We start from the raw sequence: 19,067 nt of genomic DNA on the forward strand, positions 1-19,067 counted from the left end.
TTGTACTGTCTGCGGCTTCGTCGCCTTGTCCTGATTTTTGTTAATCCACTATAAAGTTTCGGATGGGATACGTATATAAAAATGCCGTCTGAAGCGGGTATTTTATCGATTCAGACGGCATTTGTTTGGAGAATGGGGCGTTATCCACAATTTCTGATGTTCAGCTCGTGAAATGCGTCGGGCAAATCATCGCTGTCGGAAAATTCCACCCATTCGTAAGCCGTTTCGTCTGCTAAAACCGCGCGCAAGAGTGCGTTGTTGATGGCGTGTCCCGATTTGTAGCCTTCAAACGCGCCGACAATCGGGTGTCCGACGATATACAAATCGCCGATGGCATCAAGGATTTTATGGCGCACAAACTCATCGGGATAGCGCAAGCCTTCAGGATTCAGAACATCCGTGTCGTCAATCACGATGGCGTTGTTCAGATTGCCGCCCAATCCCAGATTGTGGGCGCGCATCATTTCCACTTCGTGCATAAAGCCGAAGGTGCGCGCGCGTGCGATTTCATCGATGTAGGATTTACCTGCAAAATCGATTTCAAAAGTGGGAGAGCTGCGGTTGAAAACCGGATGGTCGAATTCGATGGTCAGCGTTACCTTAAAGCCGTCGTACGGCGTAAATCGTACCCATTTGCCCGCTTCTTTGATTTCGACAGGCTTGAGGATTTTCAAAAAACGCTTTTGCGCCTTTTGATCGACTACGCCCGCATCTTGCAAAAGGTAAATAAACGGCAGGCTGGAGCCGTCCATAATCGGGATTTCGGGCGCGTTCAGCTCAATCAGCGCATTGTCGATACCGTAGGCGGACAGCGCGGACATAATGTGTTCGATTGTGCCGACGCGCACGCCTTTGTCGGTAACGATGGTGGAGGAAAGGCGGGTATCGTTGATTAAATAAGGGGTCAGCTTGATTTGTTCACCCATCTCGCCGTCCAAATCCGTGCGGCGGAATGAAATCCCGCTGTTTTCAGGTGCGGGATGCAGGGTCAGTGCGACCCGTTCGCCGGAATGCAGGCCGACTCCGGTAACGCTGATGGATTTCGCCAAAGTTCTTTGCAGCATAAACCGCTTCCTTATCAATGGGGTAAGTTAGGGAATGATACGATAAAACCGGAAAAACAGGCTATGTTTTTCAATAGTATTTGCCAATACGGATGTTTTATTTAAAACAAAATGCCGTCTGAAACGATTTGTTTGTGTTTCAGACGGCATGGGTCAGGCAGCTTTATTCGTACACTTTCAACAGCTCGACTTCAAATATCAAAGTGGCATGCGGGGGAATCACACCGCCGGCACCATGTGCGCCGTAACCCATTTCCGAAGGGATGGTCAGCTTGCGTTTGCCACCTTCCTTCATGCCGCCGAAGCCTTCGTCCCAACCTTTGATAACTTGTCCGACGCCGAGCGTGATGGTCAGCGGCTGGCGGCGGTCGAGGCTGGAGTCGAATTTGGTGCCGTCTTCCAGCCAGCCGGTGTAGTGGACGGTGATTTCTTTACCCTTTACCGCCTCTTTTCCGAAGCCTTCCTGCAAATCTTCAATAATCAGGCTGCCCATATTTGTCCTTTCGTTGCTTGTTGGTCAAAACGGCAAGGGTAACATACCGTCCGGCGAAGTCAAATGCCGCCAGCGCGTCATCCGCACCGGTGCAGCTGAAATGGCTGTGTTTGTTGGACTGTTTTATTTTTTTCGTAAAGGTTCCATGCTTTTTCATGGAAATAGAAAACGACGGTGTTGATTAGGGGCTCGACCAGCGCGACCGCTCCCGATACGCCTATACTGCCCGTCAGTACATAGGTTACACTGAAAGCGGTGCTGAAATGCAGTGCGGCAAAAGTCAGGGTTTTCCGACAGGCTTCATCATAACCCTAATACTCCGGGAAAACTCAGTGGTGATCATGCTGGTCATTTGGCGGGAGATAGATTTGGCGGGTCTCCAAAGTTGGATAATCTGGTATCCCAGCTTAGCGGAGTTAATTTAAGCAATTATAAAATTCTAGAAAATGAATGGGCAAATGCATTAATGGAAAAGAAACGCGTAACGGTAAATGTTGATACACAATACAAGGGAAATAGTTTAAGGCCAGATCATTTTGTTATTCAATATGAAATTGATGGCATTAAAAAAGTTGAAAAGATTTACAACACAGGAAAGTAAAAATGAAATTTGAAGATAAGATATCAGAAATACAAAAACGTATGCTTAGCTTGGCACTTGAATTTTCAGGAGAGGGGGTTACCGCTGTCTATATATATGGTGCAAGGGAAAGAAACGTATTGTCTTTTGATGCTTTTTTTAAAGTGGTTAATAAAATTATGAGAAAGGAGTCTTTTAATACAAAAGAGATTCAATGGCAGTTTCTTAATCTTGGAATGGAAGATTATTCGGAACTATGCTCTGTCTTTGCCGAGAATCATCAGGAAATTCCAACTCAGTTGAAACTCATATATGACAATGTAAATCAGAAAGCATCCGCTAATTATTCATATGAAAAATTTTTCTCGCATAGAGATGATTTAACACCGGGTAATATTTTTGAACAATGGTTTAAAGAAGAAAAGCAAAAAACAGAAAACCCGTATGGCTAATCATGATTCCATAATGCAGATTAAAGGCAGCCCGAAACCCCATTCAGGCTGTCGTTTGCATTTGGGCACGCTGGCTTTCAGCCTGCTGCTCGGTTTCGGTTCGGCTCTGATTGTGCCCGCAGCCGCAGCACGCAGGTGCAGGATGGCAGCAGCGCCGAAGCCGTCGGCAGCTCGCTGACAGCCGGCCGCCATCTCAGCATCCGTGCCACCGAAGGCAACATCGAAGCCAAAGGCGCACAAATCTCCGCCGAAGGCGATGCCCTTAAGCATCATCCTCTCCCGGATTGGACATTGACGGAGGAATGATAAAGATTATCATAAGGTTGCGCGGTTTAAATTTGCTATTTAATGTTAGTGTAAATAAATCATTTTCCAAATAAGGATAGAAATTATGAATCATAAAAAGATCGTTGTTTTGGATGCGGATACTTTGCCCGGTCGGACTTTTCACTTCGATTTTCCACACGAGCTTGCGGTTTACGGTACGACAGATGCCGCGGAAACGGCGGTACGCGTATGCGGTGCGCACATCGTCATCACCAATAAGGTTGTCATTTCTGCCGATATCATTGCGGATAATCCTCAGCTTGAGCTGATTGCCGTCAGTGCGACCGGCGTGAACAATGTCGATATTGGGGCGGCGGAGGCGGCGGGCGTTGCGGTATGCAATGTCCGCGCCTACGGAAACGAATCGGTTGCGGAACACGCCTTTATGCTGATGATTGCGTTGATGCGGAATTTGCCTGCCTATCAGCGTGATGTCGCGGCAGGATTATGGGAAAAGTCGCCGTTTTTCTGCCATTACGGTGCGCCGATTCGGGATTTGAACGGCAAAACGCTGGCGGTTTTCGGACGCGGCAATATAGGACGGACGCTTGCCCGATATGCACAGGCGTTCGGTATGAGGGTGGTGTTTGCCGAACACAAACACGCGCCCGCTGTGCGTGAAGGCTATGTTTCCTTTGAAGATGCGGTACGGACTGCCGATGTGTTGTCGCTGCACTGTCCGCTGAACGCCCAAACTGAAAATATGATAGGCGAAAACGAATTGCGGCAGATGAAGCCCGGCGCGGTTTTAATCAATTGCGGGCGCGGCGGGCTGGTGGATGAAAACGCGCTGCTTGCCGCACTCAAATACGGGCAGATTGGCGGGGCTGGTGTCGATGTTTTGACGGAGGAACCGCCGAGGAGCGGCAATCCCCTGTTGAAGACCCGCCTTCCCAATCTGATTGTTACGCCACATACCGCGTGGGCAAGCCGTGAAGCGTTGGACAGGCTGTTCGATATATTGTTGGCGAACATTCACGCCTTTGTGAAAGGTGAGGCGCAAAACCGCGTGGTTTGAGCTTGTCGGGATGACGAAAAACAATGCCGTCTGAACGCCCAAAGGGTTCAGACGGCATTGTTTTTGATATTTCTACTTAACCGACTTTGTCGCCCGGTTGCGCGCCTGTATCCACATCCAAGAGCTTCAGTTTCCCGTCTGCCGTGGCGGCGGAGAGAATCATGCCTTCAGATACGCCGAATTTTGCCATTTTGCGCGGGGCGAAGTTGGCGACGGCAATGACCATGCGGCCGTTCAATTCGGCAGGGTTCGGGTAAGACGCGGCGATGCCGGAGAAGATAATGCGTTTTTCAAAACCAAAATCGAGGTCGAATTTCAAAAGTTTGGTGCTACCCTCGACGGCTTCGCAGTTCAATACTTTGGCGACGCGCATGTCGATTTTCATAAAGTCGTCAAAGCTCGCTTGTTCGGCGACTTTTTCGTATTTGCTCTCTTCGGCGGCAGGCGCGGCTGCGGCGGCGATGCTTTGTTTGTTGGCTTCGATTAAATCGTCCACTTGTTTTTGCTCCACTCGTTGCATTAAATGTTCGTATTTGTTGATGGCGTGTTCGCCCAAGGTTTTGCGTGTATTTGCCCAAGTGATGGCTTCCAAATTCAGGAATTTGGCGGCGTTTTCGGCCACTTTCGGCAATACGGGGGCAAGGTAGGCGGTCAGCATGGTAAAGGCGTTGATGAGCTCGCTGCATACTTCGTGCAGGCGTTCGTCTTGGCCTTCTTGTTTCGCCAGTTCCCACGGTTTGTTGGCATCAACGTATTCGTTCACCGCATCAGCCAAAGCCATGATGTCGCGCAGGGCGCGGGCGTATTCGCGGCTTTCGTAGCATTCGGCAATGGCTTCGCTTTGCGCAGTCAGTTTTGCCAACAATGCGCTGCCTGAAACGTCTTTCAGACGGCCTTCAAAGCGTTTGGCGATGAAACCTGATGCGCGGGCGGCGATGTTGACGTATTTGCCGACGAGGTCGCTGTTGACGCGCGAGATAAAGTCTTGCAGGTTCAAATCGATGTCTTCGATTTTGCTGTTGAGTTTGGCGGCGATGTAGTAGCGCATCCACTCGGGGTTTAGGCCTTGTTCCAGATAGGATTTGGCGGTAATAAACGTGCCGCGCGATTTGGACATTTTTTGTCCGTCGACGGTTAGGAAGCCGTGTGCGTACACGCCGGTCGGGGCGCGGTAGCCGGAGAAATGTAGCATGGCAGGCCAAAACAGGGCGTGGAAATAGAGGATGTCTTTGCCGATGAAGTGGTACATCTCGGTTTGGCTGCCGGCTTTGAAGTATTCGTCGAAATCGATGCCGATGCGGCCGCACAGGTTTTTAAACGATGCCATGTAGCCGACGGGCGCGTCCAGCCAGACGTAGAAGTATTTGCCCGGCGCGTCGGGGATTTCAAAACCGAAATACGGGGCGTCACGTGAAATGTCCCAGTCGGACAGCGTGGTTTCTTCGCCTTCGCCCAGCCATTCTTTCATTTTGTTGAGGGCTTCTGGTTGCAGATGGGGCTTGCCGTCGTGCGGGTTGTTGCCGGAAGTCCATGCTTTGAGGAAGTCGGCGCATTCGCCCAGTTTGAAGAAGAAGTGTTCGGATTCGCGTAATTCGGGTTTGGCACCGGAAACGGCGGAATACGGGTTGATCAGTTCGGTCGGGGAATAGGTCGTGCCGCAGACTTCGCAGTTGTCGCCGTATTGGTCTTGGGCGTGGCATTTGGGGCATTCGCCTTTGACGAAGCGGTCGGGCAGGAACATTTGCTTTTCAGGGTCGAAAAGCTGCTCGATGACGCGGCTTTCGATTTTGCCGTTGGCTTTCAGCGCGCGGTAAATGTCTTGGGAAAACTGTTTGTTTTCAGGGGAATGGGTGCTGTAATAATTGTCGTAGCCGATGCCGAAACCAGTAAAGTCGGCGAGGTGCTCTTCGCGCACTTTGGCAATCATGTCCTCAGGCGCGATGCCTTGTTTTTGCGCGGCAAGCATCACGGGCGTGCCGTGGGTGTCATCGGCGCAGCAGTAGTAGCATTCGTGGCCGCGCAGTTTTTGGAAGCGTACCCAAACGTCGGTTTGGATGTGTTCGACCATGTGGCCGAGGTGGATGCTGCCGTTGGCATATGGCAGGGCAGAGGTAACGAGGATTTTGCGTGTCATGGTTTATGCTTTTGGGGATAGATGGTAAAGGGGAATTATACCGTAAATGCCGTCTGAAGCCTGAAAAATCGGGCTTCAGACGGCATTTTTGCCAACCGGCGGGATTTATTCGACGGTTACGGATTTCGCCAGATTGCGCGGCTTGTCCACATCCGTGCCGCGCGCGAGGGCGGTGTGATAGGCGAGGAGCTGCACGGGGACGGTATGCACGACGGGGGATAATTCTCCGACATGGCGCGGTGCGCGGATAACGTGCACACCTTCGGTGGCATTAAAATTACTGTCGAGGTCGGCAAAGACGAAAAGTTCGCCGCCGCGCGCGCCGACTTCCTGCATATTGGCTTTGACTTTGTCCAGCAGGCTGTCATTGGGCGCGATGACGACGACGGGCATATTTTCGTCCACCAGGGCAAGCGGCCCGTGCTTCAGTTCGCCGGCAGGATAGGCTTCGGCGTGGATGTAGGTGATTTCCTTCAGCTTCAACGCACCCTCGAGGGCAATCGGGTAATGGATGCCGCGCCCTAAAAACAGCGCGCTGGTTTTCTTGGCAAACTGTTGCGCCCAAGCGGCAATTTGCGGTTCGAGGTTCAAAGCGTGCTGCACGCTGCCGGGAAGCTGGCGGAGTTCTTCGGTGTAACGCGCTTCGTCTTCTTTGGATACCAAACCGCGCACTTTCGCCAGCGTTACCGCCAAACCGAACAGCGCAACCAGCTGCGTGGTAAACGCCTTGGTCGAGGCGACGCCGATTTCCGCACCGGCACGGGTATAAAGCACGAGGCTGCTTTCGCGCGGCAGGGCGGATTCCATCACGTTGCAGATGGAGAGGCTGTGGCGGTGTCCCAAAGATTTGGCGTATTTCAAAGCCTCCATCGTGTCCAGCGTTTCGCCGGATTGGGAAATGGTAATGACCAGTTGGTCGGGGTCGGCAATCACGCTGCGGTATCGGTATTCGCTGGCGATTTCGACATCGGCCGGGATTTTGGCGATGGATTCCAACCAATATTTGGCGGTCAGCGCGGCGTAATAGGAAGTGCCGCAGGCAAGGATTTTGACGCTGCGGATGCTTTCAAACACGCTTTTGGCGTTTTTGCCGAAGTTTTCGGGGATGAAGCCGCCGTCGAGGAAAACTTCCGCCGTGTCCGCAATCGCGCGGGGTTGCTCGTGGATTTCTTTTTGCATAAAGTGGCTGTACGGCCCCAGTTCCAAAGAGGCGAGCGAGAGTTCGGATACCTTGACTTTGCGTTCGGCAGGCAGGCCGCTTTTATCGGTCAGCCTTTTGATGCCGTCTGAAGCCAGCAGTGCGATGTCGCCGTCTTCGAGGTATGCCACGCGGCGCGTAAAGGCGATGACGGCGGATACGTCCGAAGCGATAAAGGTTTCATCGTCGCCCAAAGCGACCAAAAGCGGGCAGCCCATACGCGCCACAACTAATTCATCAGGCTTGTCTTGGGCAATAACCGCGATGGCGTATGCGCCGTGGAAACGTTTGACCGCTTCCTGCACGGCTTCAAACAGCCTGCCGCCGTTTTGCGCGTATTCGTGATTGATGCTGTGGGCGATGACTTCGGTATCCGTTTGCGATTCAAAACGGTATCCCAAACCTTCCAAACGTTTGCGTTCGCTTTCAAAGTTTTCGATGATGCCGTTGTGGACGACGGCAATCATACCGCCGCTGATGTGCGGGTGGGCGTTCGGCTCGGTAACGCCGCCGTGTGTCGCCCAGCGCGTATGCCCGATGCCGATGCTGCCGCTGATGCCTTTTTCGCGTGCTGCGTCCTCCATAAGCTGCACGCGTCCGACGCGGCGCACGCGTTTGATTTTGCCGTCGGTATTGACGGCAATGCCTGATGAGTCATAACCCCGGTATTCGAGGCGTTTGAGGCCGTCGGTCAAAAAATCGACGACGTTGTGATGGGCGCGGATGGCGCCGACGATACCGCACATAACTGTTCCTTAGTATCCGGTTGAAAAAAAACAGGCGCGGACGGCTCCCGTGCCACACCTTCCGCTTCGGATTATAAACCGCCTAGTGTCGGAAAACAGCAAAATGCCGTCTGAAGGCTTGGGCTTGCTCAAAAAAAGGAGGGATTTCCCTGTTTATCCGGGAAGGGTGTTCAGACGGCATTGCCTGCCGCCAGTTTATAGTTTTTGCAAATCAATATTGACAAGCTGAAAAAAAAAAACAATATACTCGCTCGGTCTTAATGTTAACGGAGTATGGAAATGAAACAAATGCTTTTGGCCGTCGGCGTGGCGGCGGTGTTGGCGGGCTGCGGCAAGGATGCCGGTAGTTACGAGGGTTATTGGCGCGAAAAATCGGACAAAAAAGAGGGTATGATTGTCGTCAAAAAAGAAAAAGGCAATTACTTCCTTAATAAAATCAACGTGGTTACAGGTAAGGAAGAATCTATGCTTTTGTCTGAAAAAGACGGCGCGCTTTCGATAAACACGGGGATAGGGGAAATCCCGATCAAACTTTCCGACGACGGGAAAGAGCTGTATGTCGAACGCAGGCAGTATGTCAAAACCGATGCGGCGATGAAGGACAAAATCATCGCCCATCAGAAAAAGTGCGGACAAACGGCACAGGCATACCTCGACGCGCGAAATGCGTTGCCGTCAAACCAAACGTATCAGCAGCGTCAGGCGGCGATCGAGCAGTTGAAACGGCGGTTTGAAGCCGAGTTTGACGAATTGGAAAAAGAAATCAAATGCAACGGCAGACCCCGGGCATTGTTGCTTTAGCAGAGGATAACCGGGAGGATGCCGCCGCCGAATCGGATGTGCGGTTTCTGTACCGGTACAGGCGGGCGGGAATGTCCGCCTTTTTTTGTTCGGACGCGTTTGAATACCCGTCCGATTCCGATCGTTTGCAAAGGGTATTTTTGTTCGGGCGGAAATCCATTCCTCCAATAAAAAAGGCGTTTTGTCCGACCGGCCGGCTTGTGCCTGCGGTATCGCAAAACTTCGCCTTAATGCGCCCGATTGGCCGTGATGGGCTTCAGACGGCATTGTTTGGCCGGTTTACGGGCGGTATTCGGGTTTCATACCGTTGGGCAGAAGCTGCCAGACATATCCCGTGGTTTTCTGTTTGCCGGCAAGTTCGCCGGCTTCGTCGCCGTAACCCCAGAAATAATCCACGCGCACCGCACCTTTAATCGCGCTGCCGGTATCCTGCGCCATAATCAGGCGGTTGAGGGCTTTGCGGGTAACAGGGTGGGCGGTGGCGACAAATAAGGGGGCACCCAAGGTAATGTAGTGCCGATCGACTGCGCCGGCATATTCTCCCATCAACGGAGTGCCCAGTGCGCCGACGGGGCCGTCATTGCTGCTTCCGGCAAGCTCGCGGAAAAAGACATAGCTGGGGTTTTGCCCCAAAACTTCGGCGAGGCGTTGCGGATTTTGCCGCATATAAGACTTAATGCCCTGCATCGAGGTCTGCCCGAGCTTGAGGTAGCCCTTATCCGCCATGTATTTTCCGATGGAAACATACGGATGCTCGTTTTTGTCGGCATAGCCGATGCGGATGTATTTGCCGGACGGGGTTTTCAGACGGCCCGAGCCTTGTATGTGCATGAAAAAAAGTTCGACGGGGTCTTCGGCATAGCCGAGGATGGGGGCTTTGCCGTCAAGCGCGCCGCCGTTGATTTGGTTTCGCGTGTGGTAAGGGAGGAAGCGGCCTCCTTCAAACCTGCCCTTGATTGCCGTTGTGCGCGCAGTGATGGGGAATTGGGAGAGGTCGGCGGTATGCGTGCCTCCGGCATTGTCGATTGTGCCGCTGTTTTTTCCCGTCTGCCTGATGCGGACAAGGTTTTTTCCGCTCCTCAAACCTGCAGGCAGCGGGACGGAAATAAAATCATTGGGAATACCATAAATAGGGAAGCGGGCTTGGGCCGTCCGTCTGTCATCCCCTTGCAGTACCGGTTCGTAATAGCCAGTAACCGTGCCGGCAAGGCTTCCGTTGTCTGCAACCTGCCAAGGGGTGAAATAGCGTTCAAAAAAGTATTTTGCCGGCAAATGTTGCACAGGGGTTTGAAAGGCTTGTGCACACACATCTTGCCAGCCTTGGTGGTTTTTCAAACTTGAGCATCCGAGCTTGAAAGACTGCAGGCTCTGGGTAAAGTTTTGCGCGCTCCAGTGCGGCAGGCTGTCGTGAGGAACCGCCGTGTAAACCGCCCCTCCGCCCGAAACTGCCGTACCGGCGGGAAAAGGGGTACCCGCAGGGCGGTCGGGGCCTTGAATAACGGATGTATCGGGAATCGGGAGGGTTTGGATGCTTTTGCTTTGACAGGCGGCAAGAATGGCGGCAACCATGCCAAACAGCGCCGTTTGAAACAGGTGTTTTTTCATAATGGGGCAATGCCGTTGAAATCCTTGAATCGGATTTTAAAGTGACTGATTTTTTAAAGGTTTGAAAAAAGAGATTTTAACACAGCCCTGAAGTTTTCCGGCGGTGGGGTGGTCTAAAAACAGAAGAAAATAGTTTGTATTCTTATTTACAAGTCATGTAAATGTCCTGATAATATGCTGTCCATTTACTTATAAACTGATAATTATGCTGGTTGCTTTTTTAATTATGTTGCGCGAGGGTATCGAAGCTGCGCTCATCGTCGGTATCGTTGCAGGTTTTCTGAAGCAGTCCGGCCATTCGAAACTGATGCCTAAAGTCTGGTTCGGGGTTGTTCTTGCTTCTTTGATGTGTTTGGGGCTGGGGTACGGAATCCATTCGGCAACGGGCGAGATTCCCCAGAAGCAGCAGGAGTTTGTCGTCGGCATCATCGGTTTGGTTGCCGTTGCCATGCTGACTTATATGATTTTATGGATGAAAAAGGCGGCGCGTTCGATGAAGCAGCAGCTTCAGGATTCCGTGCAGGCGGCTTTGAACCGTGGCAGCGGTCAAGGATGGGCCTTGGTCGGTATGGCGTTTCTTGCCGTGGCGCGCGAAGGTTTGGAGAGCGTTTTTTTCCTGCTTGCCGTATTCAAACAGAGCCCGACGTGGCAGATGCCGGCCGGCGCGGTAGCGGGGGTTTTGGCTGCCGCCGTGATTGGCGCGTTGATTTATCAGGGTGGGATGCGCCTGAATCTGGCGAAGTTTTTCCGTTGGACGGGGGCGTTTCTGATTATCGTTGCCGCCGGTCTGCTTGCTGGTTCGCTGCGTGCGCTGCACGAAGCAGGCATTTGGAACGCGCTTCAGGACATTGTGTTCGACTCATCAAAATATTTGCACGAAGACAGTCCGTTAGGTGTGCTGCTTGGCGGATTTTTCGGCTATACCGACCATCCGACGCAGGGCGAGGTCTTGGTTTGGCTGCTGTACCTTATTCCCGTCATGACTTGGTTTTTGTGCGGCAGCAGGCCGTCTGAAACTTTAACCCGTAAAGAGGAGCTGAAATGAGAAAATTCAATTTGACCGCATTGTCCGTGATGCTTGCCTTAGGTTTGACCGCGTGCCAGCCGCCGGAGGCGGAGAAAGCTGCGCCGGCCGCGTCCGGTGAGGCGCAAACCGCCAACGAGGGCGGTTCGGTCAGTATCGCCGTCAACGACAATGCCTGCGAACCGATGGAACTGACCGTGCCGAGCGGACAGGTTGTGTTCAATATTAAAAACAACAGCGGCCGCAAGCTCGAATGGGAAATCCTGAAAGGCGTGATGGTGGTGGACGAGCGCGAAAACATCGCCCCCGGACTTTCCGATAAAATGACTGTAACCCTGCTGCCGGGCGAATACGAAATGACCTGCGGCCTCTTGACCAATCCGCGCGGCAAGCTGGTGGTTACCGACAGCGGCTTTAAAGGCACTGCCAACGAAGCGGATTTGGAAAAACTGTCCCAACCGCTCGCCGACTATAAAGCTTACGTTCAAGGCGAGGTTAAAGAGCTGGTGGCGAAAACCAAAACCTTTACTGAAGCCGTCAAAGCCGGCGACATTGAAAAGGCCAAATCCCTGTTTGCCGCCACCCGCGTCCATTACGAACGCATCGAACCGATTGCCGAGCTTTTCAGCGAACTCGACCCTGTCATCGATGCGCGTGAAGACGACTTCAAAGACGGCGCGAAAGATGCCGGGTTTACCGGCTTCCACCGTATCGAACACGCACTTTGGGTAGAAAAAGACGTATCCGGCGTGAAGGAAATTGCAGCGAAACTGATGACCGATGTCGAAGCCCTGCAAAAAGAAATCGACGCATTGGCATTCCCTCCGGGCAAAGTGGTCGGCGGCGCGTCCGAACTGATTGAAGAAGTAGCGGGCAGTAAAATCAGCGGCGAAGAAGACCGGTACAGCCACACCGATTTGAGCGACTTCCAAGCCAATGTGGACGGATCTAAAAAAATCGTCGATTTGTTCCGTCCGCTGATTGAGGCTAAAAACAAAGCCTTGTTGGAAAAAACCGATACCAACTTCAAACAGGTCAACGAAATTTTGGCGAAATACCGGACCAAAGACGGTTTTGAAACCTACGATAAGCTGAGCGAAGCCGACCGCAAAGCGTTACAGGCCCCTATTAACGCGCTTGCCGAAGACCTTGCCCAACTTCGTGGCATACTCGGTTTGAAATAAGCCTTAAGCGTTCAGACGGCATTTGGCGACAGATGCCGTCTGAAATTTTATCTGCAAAACCGGAAAGGTATTGAAAAAGGCGGAGGTTTCCGTTCCCCGCGTTCCGCTGTATCGGATACAGAGTTTAAACAAAGGATAAAACATGAGTACGAACAACCCGACACAACCGACCAGGCGCACTCTCTTTAAAACTGCGATCGCAGCCGGAGCAGTCGGCGCAATCGGAGGTTATCTCGGCGGCAAAAAACAGGGCGAAACCGCCGAACGCACCGCTGAAAGCCAACACTCGCCCCAAGCTTATCCCTGCTACGGCGAACATCAGGCAGGCATCGTTACGCCGCAGCAGGCATTTTCTATTATGTGCGCCTTCGACGTTACCGCGCAAAGTGCCAAGCAGCTGGAAAATCTGTTCCGCACGCTGACCGCCCGTATCGAGTTTCTCACCCAAGGCGGCGAATACCAAGACGGAGACGACAAACTTCCGCCCGCCGGTAGCGGCATTTTGGGCAAAGCCTTCAACCCCGACGGATTGACTATTACCGTGGGGGTGGGCAGCAGCCTGTTTGACGGACGATTCGGACTCAAAGACAAAAAACCGGTTCATTTGCAGGAAATGCGCGACTTCCCCAACGACAAGCTGCAAAAAAGCTGGTGCGACGGCGATTTGAGCCTGCAAATCTGCGCCTTCACCCCCGAAACCTGCCAAGCCGCCCTGCGCGACATCATTAAACACACCGCCCAAACCGCCGTTATCCGCTGGAGTATCGACGGGTGGCAGCCCAAATCCGAACCCGGCGCGATGGCGGCGCGCAACCTGTTGGGCTTCCGCGACGGCACAGGCAATCCCAAAGTTTCCGACCCCAAAACCGCCGACGAGGTTTTATGGACGGGTGTGGCCGCCAACAGCCTCGACGAACCGGAGTGGGCGAAAAACGGCAGCTATCAGGCAGTCCGCCTTATCCGCCACTTTGTCGAGTTTTGGGACAGGACGCCGCTTCAAGAGCAAACTGACATTTTCGGGCGGCGAAAATACAGCGGCGCGCCGATGGATGGCAAAAAAGAAGCCGACCAACCGGATTTTGCCAAAGACCCCGAGGGTAATACCACGCCCAAAGACAGCCATATACGCCTGGCGAATCCGCGCAATCCCGAATTCCTCAAAAAACACCGCCTCTTCCGCCGCGCCTACAACTATTCGCGCGGACTCGCCTCAAGCGGACAGCTTGATGTCGGGCTGGTGTTCATCTGCTATCAGGCAAACCTTGCCGACGGATTCATCTTCGTGCAAAACCTCCTCAATGGCGAACCGCTGGAAGAATACATCAGCCCCTTCGGCGGCGGCTATTTCTTCGTGCTGCCCGGCGTGGAAAAAGGCGGCTTCTTGGGACAAGGGCTGCTGGGCGTATAAATCCTCCATATAAGAAACGCCGTCCGAACCTTGCCAAACGGGTTCGGACGGCGTTTCTTGTTTTGGACGGTCAGGCTTTTTTGACGAATTCGGATTTTAAATTCATCGCGCTGCCGTCGATTTTGCAGCCGATGTTGTGATCGCCTTCTTGCAGGCGTATGCCTTTGACCTTCGTACCTTGTTTGATCACCATCGAGCTGCCTTTTACCTTGAGGTCTTTGATGAGGATGACGGTATCGCCGTTTTGCAGCACTGCGCCGTTGGCATCGCACACTTGAGCCGCAAGGTCGGCGGCGGATTCGGTTTCATTCCATTCGTGGGCGCATTCGGGGCAGATGTATTGTCCGCCGTCTTCATCGTATTTCCTTTTCGGTTGAAACCCCGCCCTTTAGGGCGGTAGAATCAGAATTTATTTGGGAGGGGTGTAACCCCTTCCAAATCAGGGCAACACATAGGGCGGTGCTTTATGTGTCGTCCTGTGTGTTGAAACATAGGTGTATTCGGAGGCGCATTGCGGGCAAGGGGGTAATGACATAGTTTGCCGTCCTTATCGGATGTTTGTTTTTGGGATGCCGTCTGAAGCCTGAAACCGGCTTCAGACGGCATAGCTTTATTGTTTGTTTTTTTCAGGCCGCACCCAGCATTCGATGACGGTTTGGCGGGCGCGGGCGAGGGCGAGTTTGTTGTCTTCGACGTTGCGGGTAATCGTGCTGCCTGCGCCGGTGGTTACTTTGTTGCCCAGTGTTACAGGGGCAACCAGTACGCAGTTTGAACCGATGCGGACTTCGTCGCCGATGACGGTTTTGTGTTTGTTCACGCCGTCGTAGTTGGCAATAATCGTACCCGCGCCGAAGTTGGTTTTTCTGCCGACTTCGGCGTCGCCGATGTAGGTGAGGTGGTTGGCTTTGGTGCCTTTGCCGATGGCGGCGTTTTTGATTTCGACGAAGTTGCCGACGTGTACGTCGTCTGCAAGGCGGGCTTGCGGACGCAAACGGGCGTATGGACCGATTCGGTTGTTTTCGCCGACTTCGCAGTCTTCGAGGTGGGAGAAGGGGGCGATTTTGGTGTTGGCGCCGATTTTGGCGTTTTTGATGACGCAGTTTGCGCCGATTTCGACGTTGTCGCCGAGCTCGATTTCGCCTTCAAAGATACAGTTCACATCAATTACGACATCTTGTCCGTGTTTCAGACGGCCTCGTAAATCGAAACGTGCCGGGTCGCGTAGAGTAACGCCTGCTTTGAGCAATTCTTGCGCTTGTCCGGTTTGGAAGATGCGCTCGAGTTCGGCGAGCTGGCGTTTGTTGTTCACGCCGGCGGCGAGGTAGGAGGCGCGCACTTGGACGGGATGAACTTTGATGCCGTCTGAAACGGCTTTGGAGATGAGGTCGGTCAGATAATATTCGCCTTGGGCGTTGTTGCTGGAAAGGCTGTTCAACCAAGCTTCGAGTTTGGCGTTGGGCAGAACCAAAATGCCGGTATTGATTTCTTTCACGGCTTTTTGGGCGGCACTTGCGTCTTTTTCTTCGACAATGGCGGTTACGCTACCGTTGCTGTCGCGGATGATGCGGCCCAAACCTGTCGGGTCGGCGGGAACGTCGGTCAGCAGTCCGACTTCGTTGCCGGCGGCTTCGAGCAGGGTTTTGAGGGTTTCAACGTCAATCAGGGGGACGTCGCCGTACAACACCAGCGTGCGGCCTTCGGCGGAAAGGTGGGGCAGGGCGGTTTTGACGGCGTGGCCGGTGCCGAGCTGTTCGGTTTGTTCGACCCAGACGACATCGCGTTTGACGGTGTCTAAAACTTGCTCTTTGCCGTGGCCGACGACGACGCAGATGTTTTGCGGATTAAGCGCGGCGGCGGTGTCGATCACACGCCCGAGCATTGTTTCGCTGCCGATTTCGTGCAAAACCTTGGGCTTTTGCGAATACATGCGCGTGCCTTTGCCGGCAGCGAGGATGACGATGTTTAAAGTGTTGTGCGGCATAGCGTTTTCCTGTGCGATGCCGTCTGAAGCGGCTTCAGACGGCATCGGGCGGGTTTATCGGTTTTGAAACTTTGGTTTTTGCCAGTGTTGGCGATGCGCTTCGTCGGCGTTGTTGCCGGCTTGGTCGGGCAACACGGCGCGGCGTTCGGGGCGGTATTGGTTGTAGTTCATATTTTTCGAATAGCTGCCGTCTTGGTAATAAACGGGCGTGCCGGCGGGATATTTTTGACGGACGGCGGTTTTGCCGCTGCCGTCTTGATAAGTTTCCCACGCGCAGCCCGACAAAAGGGCGGCGGCAGCGGTCAGGAAGAGGAAGGTTTTACGCATGGCTTTTCTTTCGTATTTTCGGGGTTTAGAGGGTATTGTAATGAGTTTGGCGGTGTTCTGACAAAGTTTCTGCATACCGAGCCAGTTGCGCCATATCGCTTACGGAAGCATCGATAAAGGGCAGGTCGTGCACTTTTGCACCGAACCGGACGGTTTTCATGCCCAATGCTTTTGCCTGATGCAGGTTGTCCGCGCTGTCGTCCACCATAATGCAGCATTCGGGCGGTACGTCCAACAGGCGGCAGACATTGAGATACGCTTGCGGATTGGGTTTGTACAGCAGCCCGAAATCATCCGTGCCGAAAAGCGCGTCGAAACGGTTTTCCAAACCGAGTGCGCCGACAACGGCACGGACGTAAAACGACGGGCCGTTGGAAAAAACCGCCTTGCGCCCTTTTAGGCGGCTCAGGGTGTTTTGTGTTTCCGGCATACCGTGCAGACGGGTCAAAACCTCGTCAATCGGATGGCTTTCGCGCAAAAATTCGGCGATGTCGATTTCGGGATGGTGGATTTGCAGTCCGGCGAGCGTTGCGCCGTAGCGGTGCCAATAGTCTTGACGCAGGTCGGACGCGGCGGATTCGGAGAGTTTGAGGCGGCGTGTCATATAGCGTGTCATAGCGCGGTTGATGAGCGTGAAGATGCCTGCGTCGGCATCGTGCAGCGTGTTGTCGAGGTCGAACAGCCACACGGTCGGGTTTTCTTGCATGTTGAACCGTGAAAATTTGTTAGAATGTTATTTTACAGCGAATAGAGGAGGACTCGGAATGAAACGGAAAATTTGGCTGCTGCCGCTGCTGGCGGTTTCGGCATACCTGCAGGCGCAGACGGAAGTCAGGCTGGCGGTGCATAAGTCGTTCAGCCTGCCCAAAGGGCTGATTGCGCGTTTCGAGCGGGCAAACGATGCGAAAGTGTCGATTATTCAGGCGGGCGGCGCGAACGAAATGCTCAACAAGCTGATTTTGAGCCGCGCCAACCCGATTGCCGACGCGGTGTATGGTTTGGACAACGCCAATATCGGCAAGGCGCGGGAAATGGGCATTTTGGCGGCGGCGCAACCCGAATCCGCCCCCGTCGTGGTCGGGCTGACTTCGGCTTTGGCGGTCGATTACGGCTATGTGTCCATCAATTACGACAAAAAATGGTTTGAAGGCAAAAAGCTTCCTCTGCCGCAAACCCTGCAGGATTTGACCCGCCCCGAATATAAAAACCTATTGGTCGTGCCGTCTCCCGCCACGTCGTCCCCGGGGCTGGGCTTCCTGATGGCGAACATCAGCGGTCTGGGCGAAGAAGGCGCGTTCAAATGGTGGGCACAGATGCGGCAGAACGGCGTGAAGGTCGCCAAAGGCTGGAGCGAGGCGTATTACACCGACTTTTCGCACAACGGCGGCGCGTATCCGCTGGTGGTCGGTTATGCCGCCAGTCCGGCGGCGGAAGTGTATTTTTCCAAAGGCAAATACAGCGAGCCGCCGACGGGCAACCTGTTTTTAAAAGGCGGCGTATTCCGTCAGGTCGAAGGCGCGGCGGTCTTGAAGGGCGCGAAACAGCCGAAGCTGGCGGCAAAACTGGTGCAATGGCTGCAAAGTCGGGAAGTGCAGCAGGCGATTCCGTCCGAAATGTGGGTTTACCCCGCCGTCAAAAACACGCGCCTGCCCGACGTGTTCCGCTTCGCCCAAGCCCCGACGCACACTACCGCCCCCGCGCAGCGCGATATTGATGCGAACCAGCGCGGATGGGTTTCCCGTTGGATCAGGACGGTTTTGAAATAAAACAAACATACCGCCCCGCAGGGCTTCAGACGGCATTTTTACACCTGTGCCGATTACGCCGCACGGGGCGGATGTTCGATTGAGAGGAAAAACAATGGACTTCAAACAATTTGATTTTTTACGCCTGATAAGTGCTTCCGGCTGGGAGCATCTGGCTGAAAAGGCGTGGGCGTTCGGGCTGAACCTCGCCGCCGCGCTGCTTATTTTCCTGATCGGGAAATGGGCGGCGAAACGCATTGTCGCCGTGATGAGGGCGGCGATGACGCGCGCCAAGGTCGATGCCACGCTGATCAGCTTCCTTGGCAATGTCGCCAATATCGGCTTATTGATTTTGGTGATTATTGCCGCATTGGGCAGATTGGGCGTTTCCACAACATCCGTAACCGCCTTAATCGGCGGCGCGGGTTTGGCGGTGGCGTTGTCCCTGAAAGACCAGCTGTCCAATTTTGCCGCCGGCGCGCTGATTATCCTGTTCCGCCCGTTCAAAGTCGGCGACTTTATCCGCGTCGGCGGTTTTGAAGGATATGTCCGGGAGATTAAAATGGTGCAGACTTCTTTGCGGACGACCGACAACGAAGAAGTCGTACTGCCCAACAGCGTGGTGATGGGCAACAGCATCGTCAACCGTTCCACCCTGCCGCTTTGCCGCGCCCAAGTGGTTGTCGGCGTCGATTACGACTGTGATTTGAAAGTGGCGAAAGAGGCGGTGTTGAAAGCCGCTACAGAACACCCCTTGAGCATTCAAAACGAAGAGCGGCAGGCCGCTGCCTACATCACTGCCTTGGGCGACAATGCCATCGAAATCACATTATGGGCTTGGGCGCACGAGTCGGACCGCTGGACGCTGCAATGCGACTTGAACGAACAAGTGGTCGAAAACCTCCGCAAAGTCAATATCAACATCCCGTTCCCGCAACGCGACATACACATCATCAATTCTTAAACGCCGTCTGAAAGGA

The 19,067-nt window shown here is 53.5% G+C and carries 20 protein-coding genes and 1 pseudogene; 10 read left to right on the forward strand and 11 right to left on the reverse strand.

From position 1 onward, the window contains the following. Nucleotides 1-140: 140 nt before the first annotated feature. From lpxC to KEM39_RS07380, 3 genes are all read right to left on the reverse strand, one after another. Complete coding sequence (gene lpxC / locus KEM39_RS07370; RefSeq protein WP_211709777.1) at nucleotides 141-1,064, reverse strand: UDP-3-O-acyl-N-acetylglucosamine deacetylase; 924 nt, start codon at nucleotides 1,062-1,064, stop codon at nucleotides 141-143. Between the two features lie 163 nt (nucleotides 1,065-1,227). After that, nucleotides 1,228-1,557: an FKBP-type peptidyl-prolyl cis-trans isomerase gene (locus KEM39_RS07375; protein ID WP_002235320.1), complete on the reverse strand. Its 330-nt coding sequence runs from the start codon at nucleotides 1,555-1,557 to the stop codon at nucleotides 1,228-1,230. A gap of 77 nt (nucleotides 1,558-1,634) precedes the next feature. Beyond that, nucleotides 1,635-1,841: a DUF2061 domain-containing protein gene (locus tag KEM39_RS07380; RefSeq protein WP_211709786.1), complete on the reverse strand. Its 207-nt coding sequence runs from the start codon at nucleotides 1,839-1,841 to the stop codon at nucleotides 1,635-1,637. Between KEM39_RS07380 and KEM39_RS07385 the strand changes: the two genes are divergently transcribed. The 4 genes from KEM39_RS07385 to KEM39_RS07400 all read left to right on the forward strand — a co-directional run bounded on the left by KEM39_RS07385 (nucleotide 1,826) and on the right by KEM39_RS07400 (nucleotide 3,934). Next, nucleotides 1,826-2,158 carry a DNA/RNA non-specific endonuclease gene (locus KEM39_RS07385; protein WP_211709779.1) on the forward strand — a complete coding sequence of 111 codons (333 nt, stop codon included), beginning with the start codon at nucleotides 1,826-1,828 and terminating at the stop codon, nucleotides 2,156-2,158. The genes KEM39_RS07380 and KEM39_RS07385 overlap by 16 nt on opposite strands. A gap of 2 nt (nucleotides 2,159-2,160) precedes the next feature. After that, nucleotides 2,161-2,589 (forward strand): hypothetical protein, encoded by a 429-nt coding sequence (locus tag KEM39_RS07390; protein ID WP_211709781.1) that lies wholly within the window; start codon nucleotides 2,161-2,163, stop codon nucleotides 2,587-2,589. Between the two features lie 48 nt (nucleotides 2,590-2,637). Continuing rightward, on the forward strand, nucleotides 2,638-2,895 hold the full coding sequence (locus KEM39_RS11890) for a hemagglutinin repeat-containing protein (protein WP_118786714.1): 258 nt from the start codon (nucleotides 2,638-2,640) through the stop codon (nucleotides 2,893-2,895). Between the two features lie 85 nt (nucleotides 2,896-2,980). Then, nucleotides 2,981-3,934, forward strand: a complete 954-nt coding sequence (locus tag KEM39_RS07400; protein ID WP_211709782.1) for a D-2-hydroxyacid dehydrogenase — start codon at nucleotides 2,981-2,983, stop codon at nucleotides 3,932-3,934. A 76-nt stretch (nucleotides 3,935-4,010) separates the two neighbouring features. On the opposite strand, the gene metG is transcribed toward KEM39_RS07400, so the two are convergent. Both metG and glmS read right to left on the reverse strand, forming a co-directional pair. Beyond that, nucleotides 4,011-6,068 carry a methionine--tRNA ligase gene (gene metG, locus KEM39_RS07405; protein WP_211709783.1) on the reverse strand — a complete coding sequence of 686 codons (2,058 nt, stop codon included), beginning with the start codon at nucleotides 6,066-6,068 and terminating at the stop codon, nucleotides 4,011-4,013. A 105-nt stretch (nucleotides 6,069-6,173) separates the two neighbouring features. Further along, nucleotides 6,174-8,012, reverse strand: a complete 1,839-nt coding sequence (gene glmS, locus KEM39_RS07410; RefSeq protein ID WP_118997842.1) for a glutamine--fructose-6-phosphate transaminase (isomerizing) — start codon at nucleotides 8,010-8,012, stop codon at nucleotides 6,174-6,176. Nucleotides 8,013-8,291: 279 nt separating this feature from the next. Between glmS and KEM39_RS07415 the strand changes: the two genes are divergently transcribed. After that, a complete protein-coding gene (locus KEM39_RS07415; protein WP_192886346.1) occupies nucleotides 8,292-8,813 on the forward strand; it encodes a hypothetical protein in 522 nt (173 codons plus the stop codon). A gap of 279 nt (nucleotides 8,814-9,092) precedes the next feature. Here the strand turns inward: KEM39_RS07415 and KEM39_RS07420 are convergent, their stop codons facing one another. Next, nucleotides 9,093-10,418 (reverse strand): murein transglycosylase A, encoded by a 1,326-nt coding sequence (locus tag KEM39_RS07420; protein ID WP_118997844.1) that lies wholly within the window; start codon nucleotides 10,416-10,418, stop codon nucleotides 9,093-9,095. A gap of 205 nt (nucleotides 10,419-10,623) precedes the next feature. Here KEM39_RS07420 and efeU point away from each other — a divergent pair, with 205 nt between their 5' ends. The 3 genes from efeU (at nucleotide 10,624) to efeB (ending at nucleotide 14,034) form a co-directional block, all read left to right on the forward strand. Further along, complete coding sequence (gene efeU, locus KEM39_RS07425) at nucleotides 10,624-11,463, forward strand: iron uptake transporter permease EfeU (RefSeq protein ID WP_118997845.1); 840 nt, start codon at nucleotides 10,624-10,626, stop codon at nucleotides 11,461-11,463. Continuing rightward, on the forward strand, nucleotides 11,460-12,626 hold the full coding sequence (efeO, locus tag KEM39_RS07430) for an iron uptake system protein EfeO (RefSeq protein WP_118997846.1): 1,167 nt from the start codon (nucleotides 11,460-11,462) through the stop codon (nucleotides 12,624-12,626). Before efeU ends, efeO begins: the two co-directional genes overlap by 4 nt. Nucleotides 12,627-12,768: 142 nt before the next feature. Continuing rightward, the gene (gene efeB / locus KEM39_RS07435) at nucleotides 12,769-14,034 is read left to right on the forward strand and encodes an iron uptake transporter deferrochelatase/peroxidase subunit (RefSeq protein ID WP_118997847.1); all 1,266 of its coding nucleotides are present in this window, start codon (nucleotides 12,769-12,771) and stop codon (nucleotides 14,032-14,034) included. A 70-nt stretch (nucleotides 14,035-14,104) separates the two neighbouring features. Here the strand turns inward: efeB and KEM39_RS07440 are convergent. From KEM39_RS07440 to KEM39_RS07455, 5 genes and pseudogenes are all read right to left on the reverse strand, one after another. Next, a pseudogene (locus tag KEM39_RS07440) lies at nucleotides 14,105-14,389 on the reverse strand (zinc ribbon domain-containing protein YjdM); the annotation flags it as partial. Between the two features lie 84 nt (nucleotides 14,390-14,473). Next, the gene (locus tag KEM39_RS12020; protein WP_118997849.1) at nucleotides 14,474-14,569 is read right to left on the reverse strand and encodes a hypothetical protein; all 96 of its coding nucleotides are present in this window, start codon (nucleotides 14,567-14,569) and stop codon (nucleotides 14,474-14,476) included. 75 nt (nucleotides 14,570-14,644) lie between these two features. After that, entirely contained in the window at nucleotides 14,645-16,015 is a 1,371-nt protein-coding gene (gene glmU / locus KEM39_RS07445) for a bifunctional UDP-N-acetylglucosamine diphosphorylase/glucosamine-1-phosphate N-acetyltransferase GlmU (protein WP_118997865.1), read from the reverse strand. Between the two features lie 54 nt (nucleotides 16,016-16,069). Next, nucleotides 16,070-16,342 carry a spore cortex protein gene (locus tag KEM39_RS07450; RefSeq protein WP_118997850.1) on the reverse strand — a complete coding sequence of 91 codons (273 nt, stop codon included), beginning with the start codon at nucleotides 16,340-16,342 and terminating at the stop codon, nucleotides 16,070-16,072. Between the two features lie 25 nt (nucleotides 16,343-16,367). Beyond that, complete coding sequence (locus tag KEM39_RS07455) at nucleotides 16,368-17,048, reverse strand: pyrimidine 5'-nucleotidase (RefSeq protein WP_118997851.1); 681 nt, start codon at nucleotides 17,046-17,048, stop codon at nucleotides 16,368-16,370. Nucleotides 17,049-17,106: 58 nt separating this feature from the next. On the opposite strand from KEM39_RS07455, the gene KEM39_RS07460 reads away from it, so the two are divergent. Beyond that, nucleotides 17,107-18,108: a thiamine ABC transporter substrate-binding protein gene (locus KEM39_RS07460; protein ID WP_118997852.1), complete on the forward strand. Its 1,002-nt coding sequence runs from the start codon at nucleotides 17,107-17,109 to the stop codon at nucleotides 18,106-18,108. A 94-nt stretch (nucleotides 18,109-18,202) separates the two neighbouring features. Next, nucleotides 18,203-19,051 (forward strand): mechanosensitive ion channel family protein, encoded by an 849-nt coding sequence (locus tag KEM39_RS07465; RefSeq protein ID WP_118997853.1) that lies wholly within the window; start codon nucleotides 18,203-18,205, stop codon nucleotides 19,049-19,051. Nucleotides 19,052-19,067 lie beyond the last annotated feature (16 nt).

It is taken from the genome of Neisseria sp. Marseille-Q1983 (assembly GCF_018224585.1).
GTDB lineage: Bacteria > Pseudomonadota > Gammaproteobacteria > Burkholderiales > Neisseriaceae > Neisseria > Neisseria polysaccharea.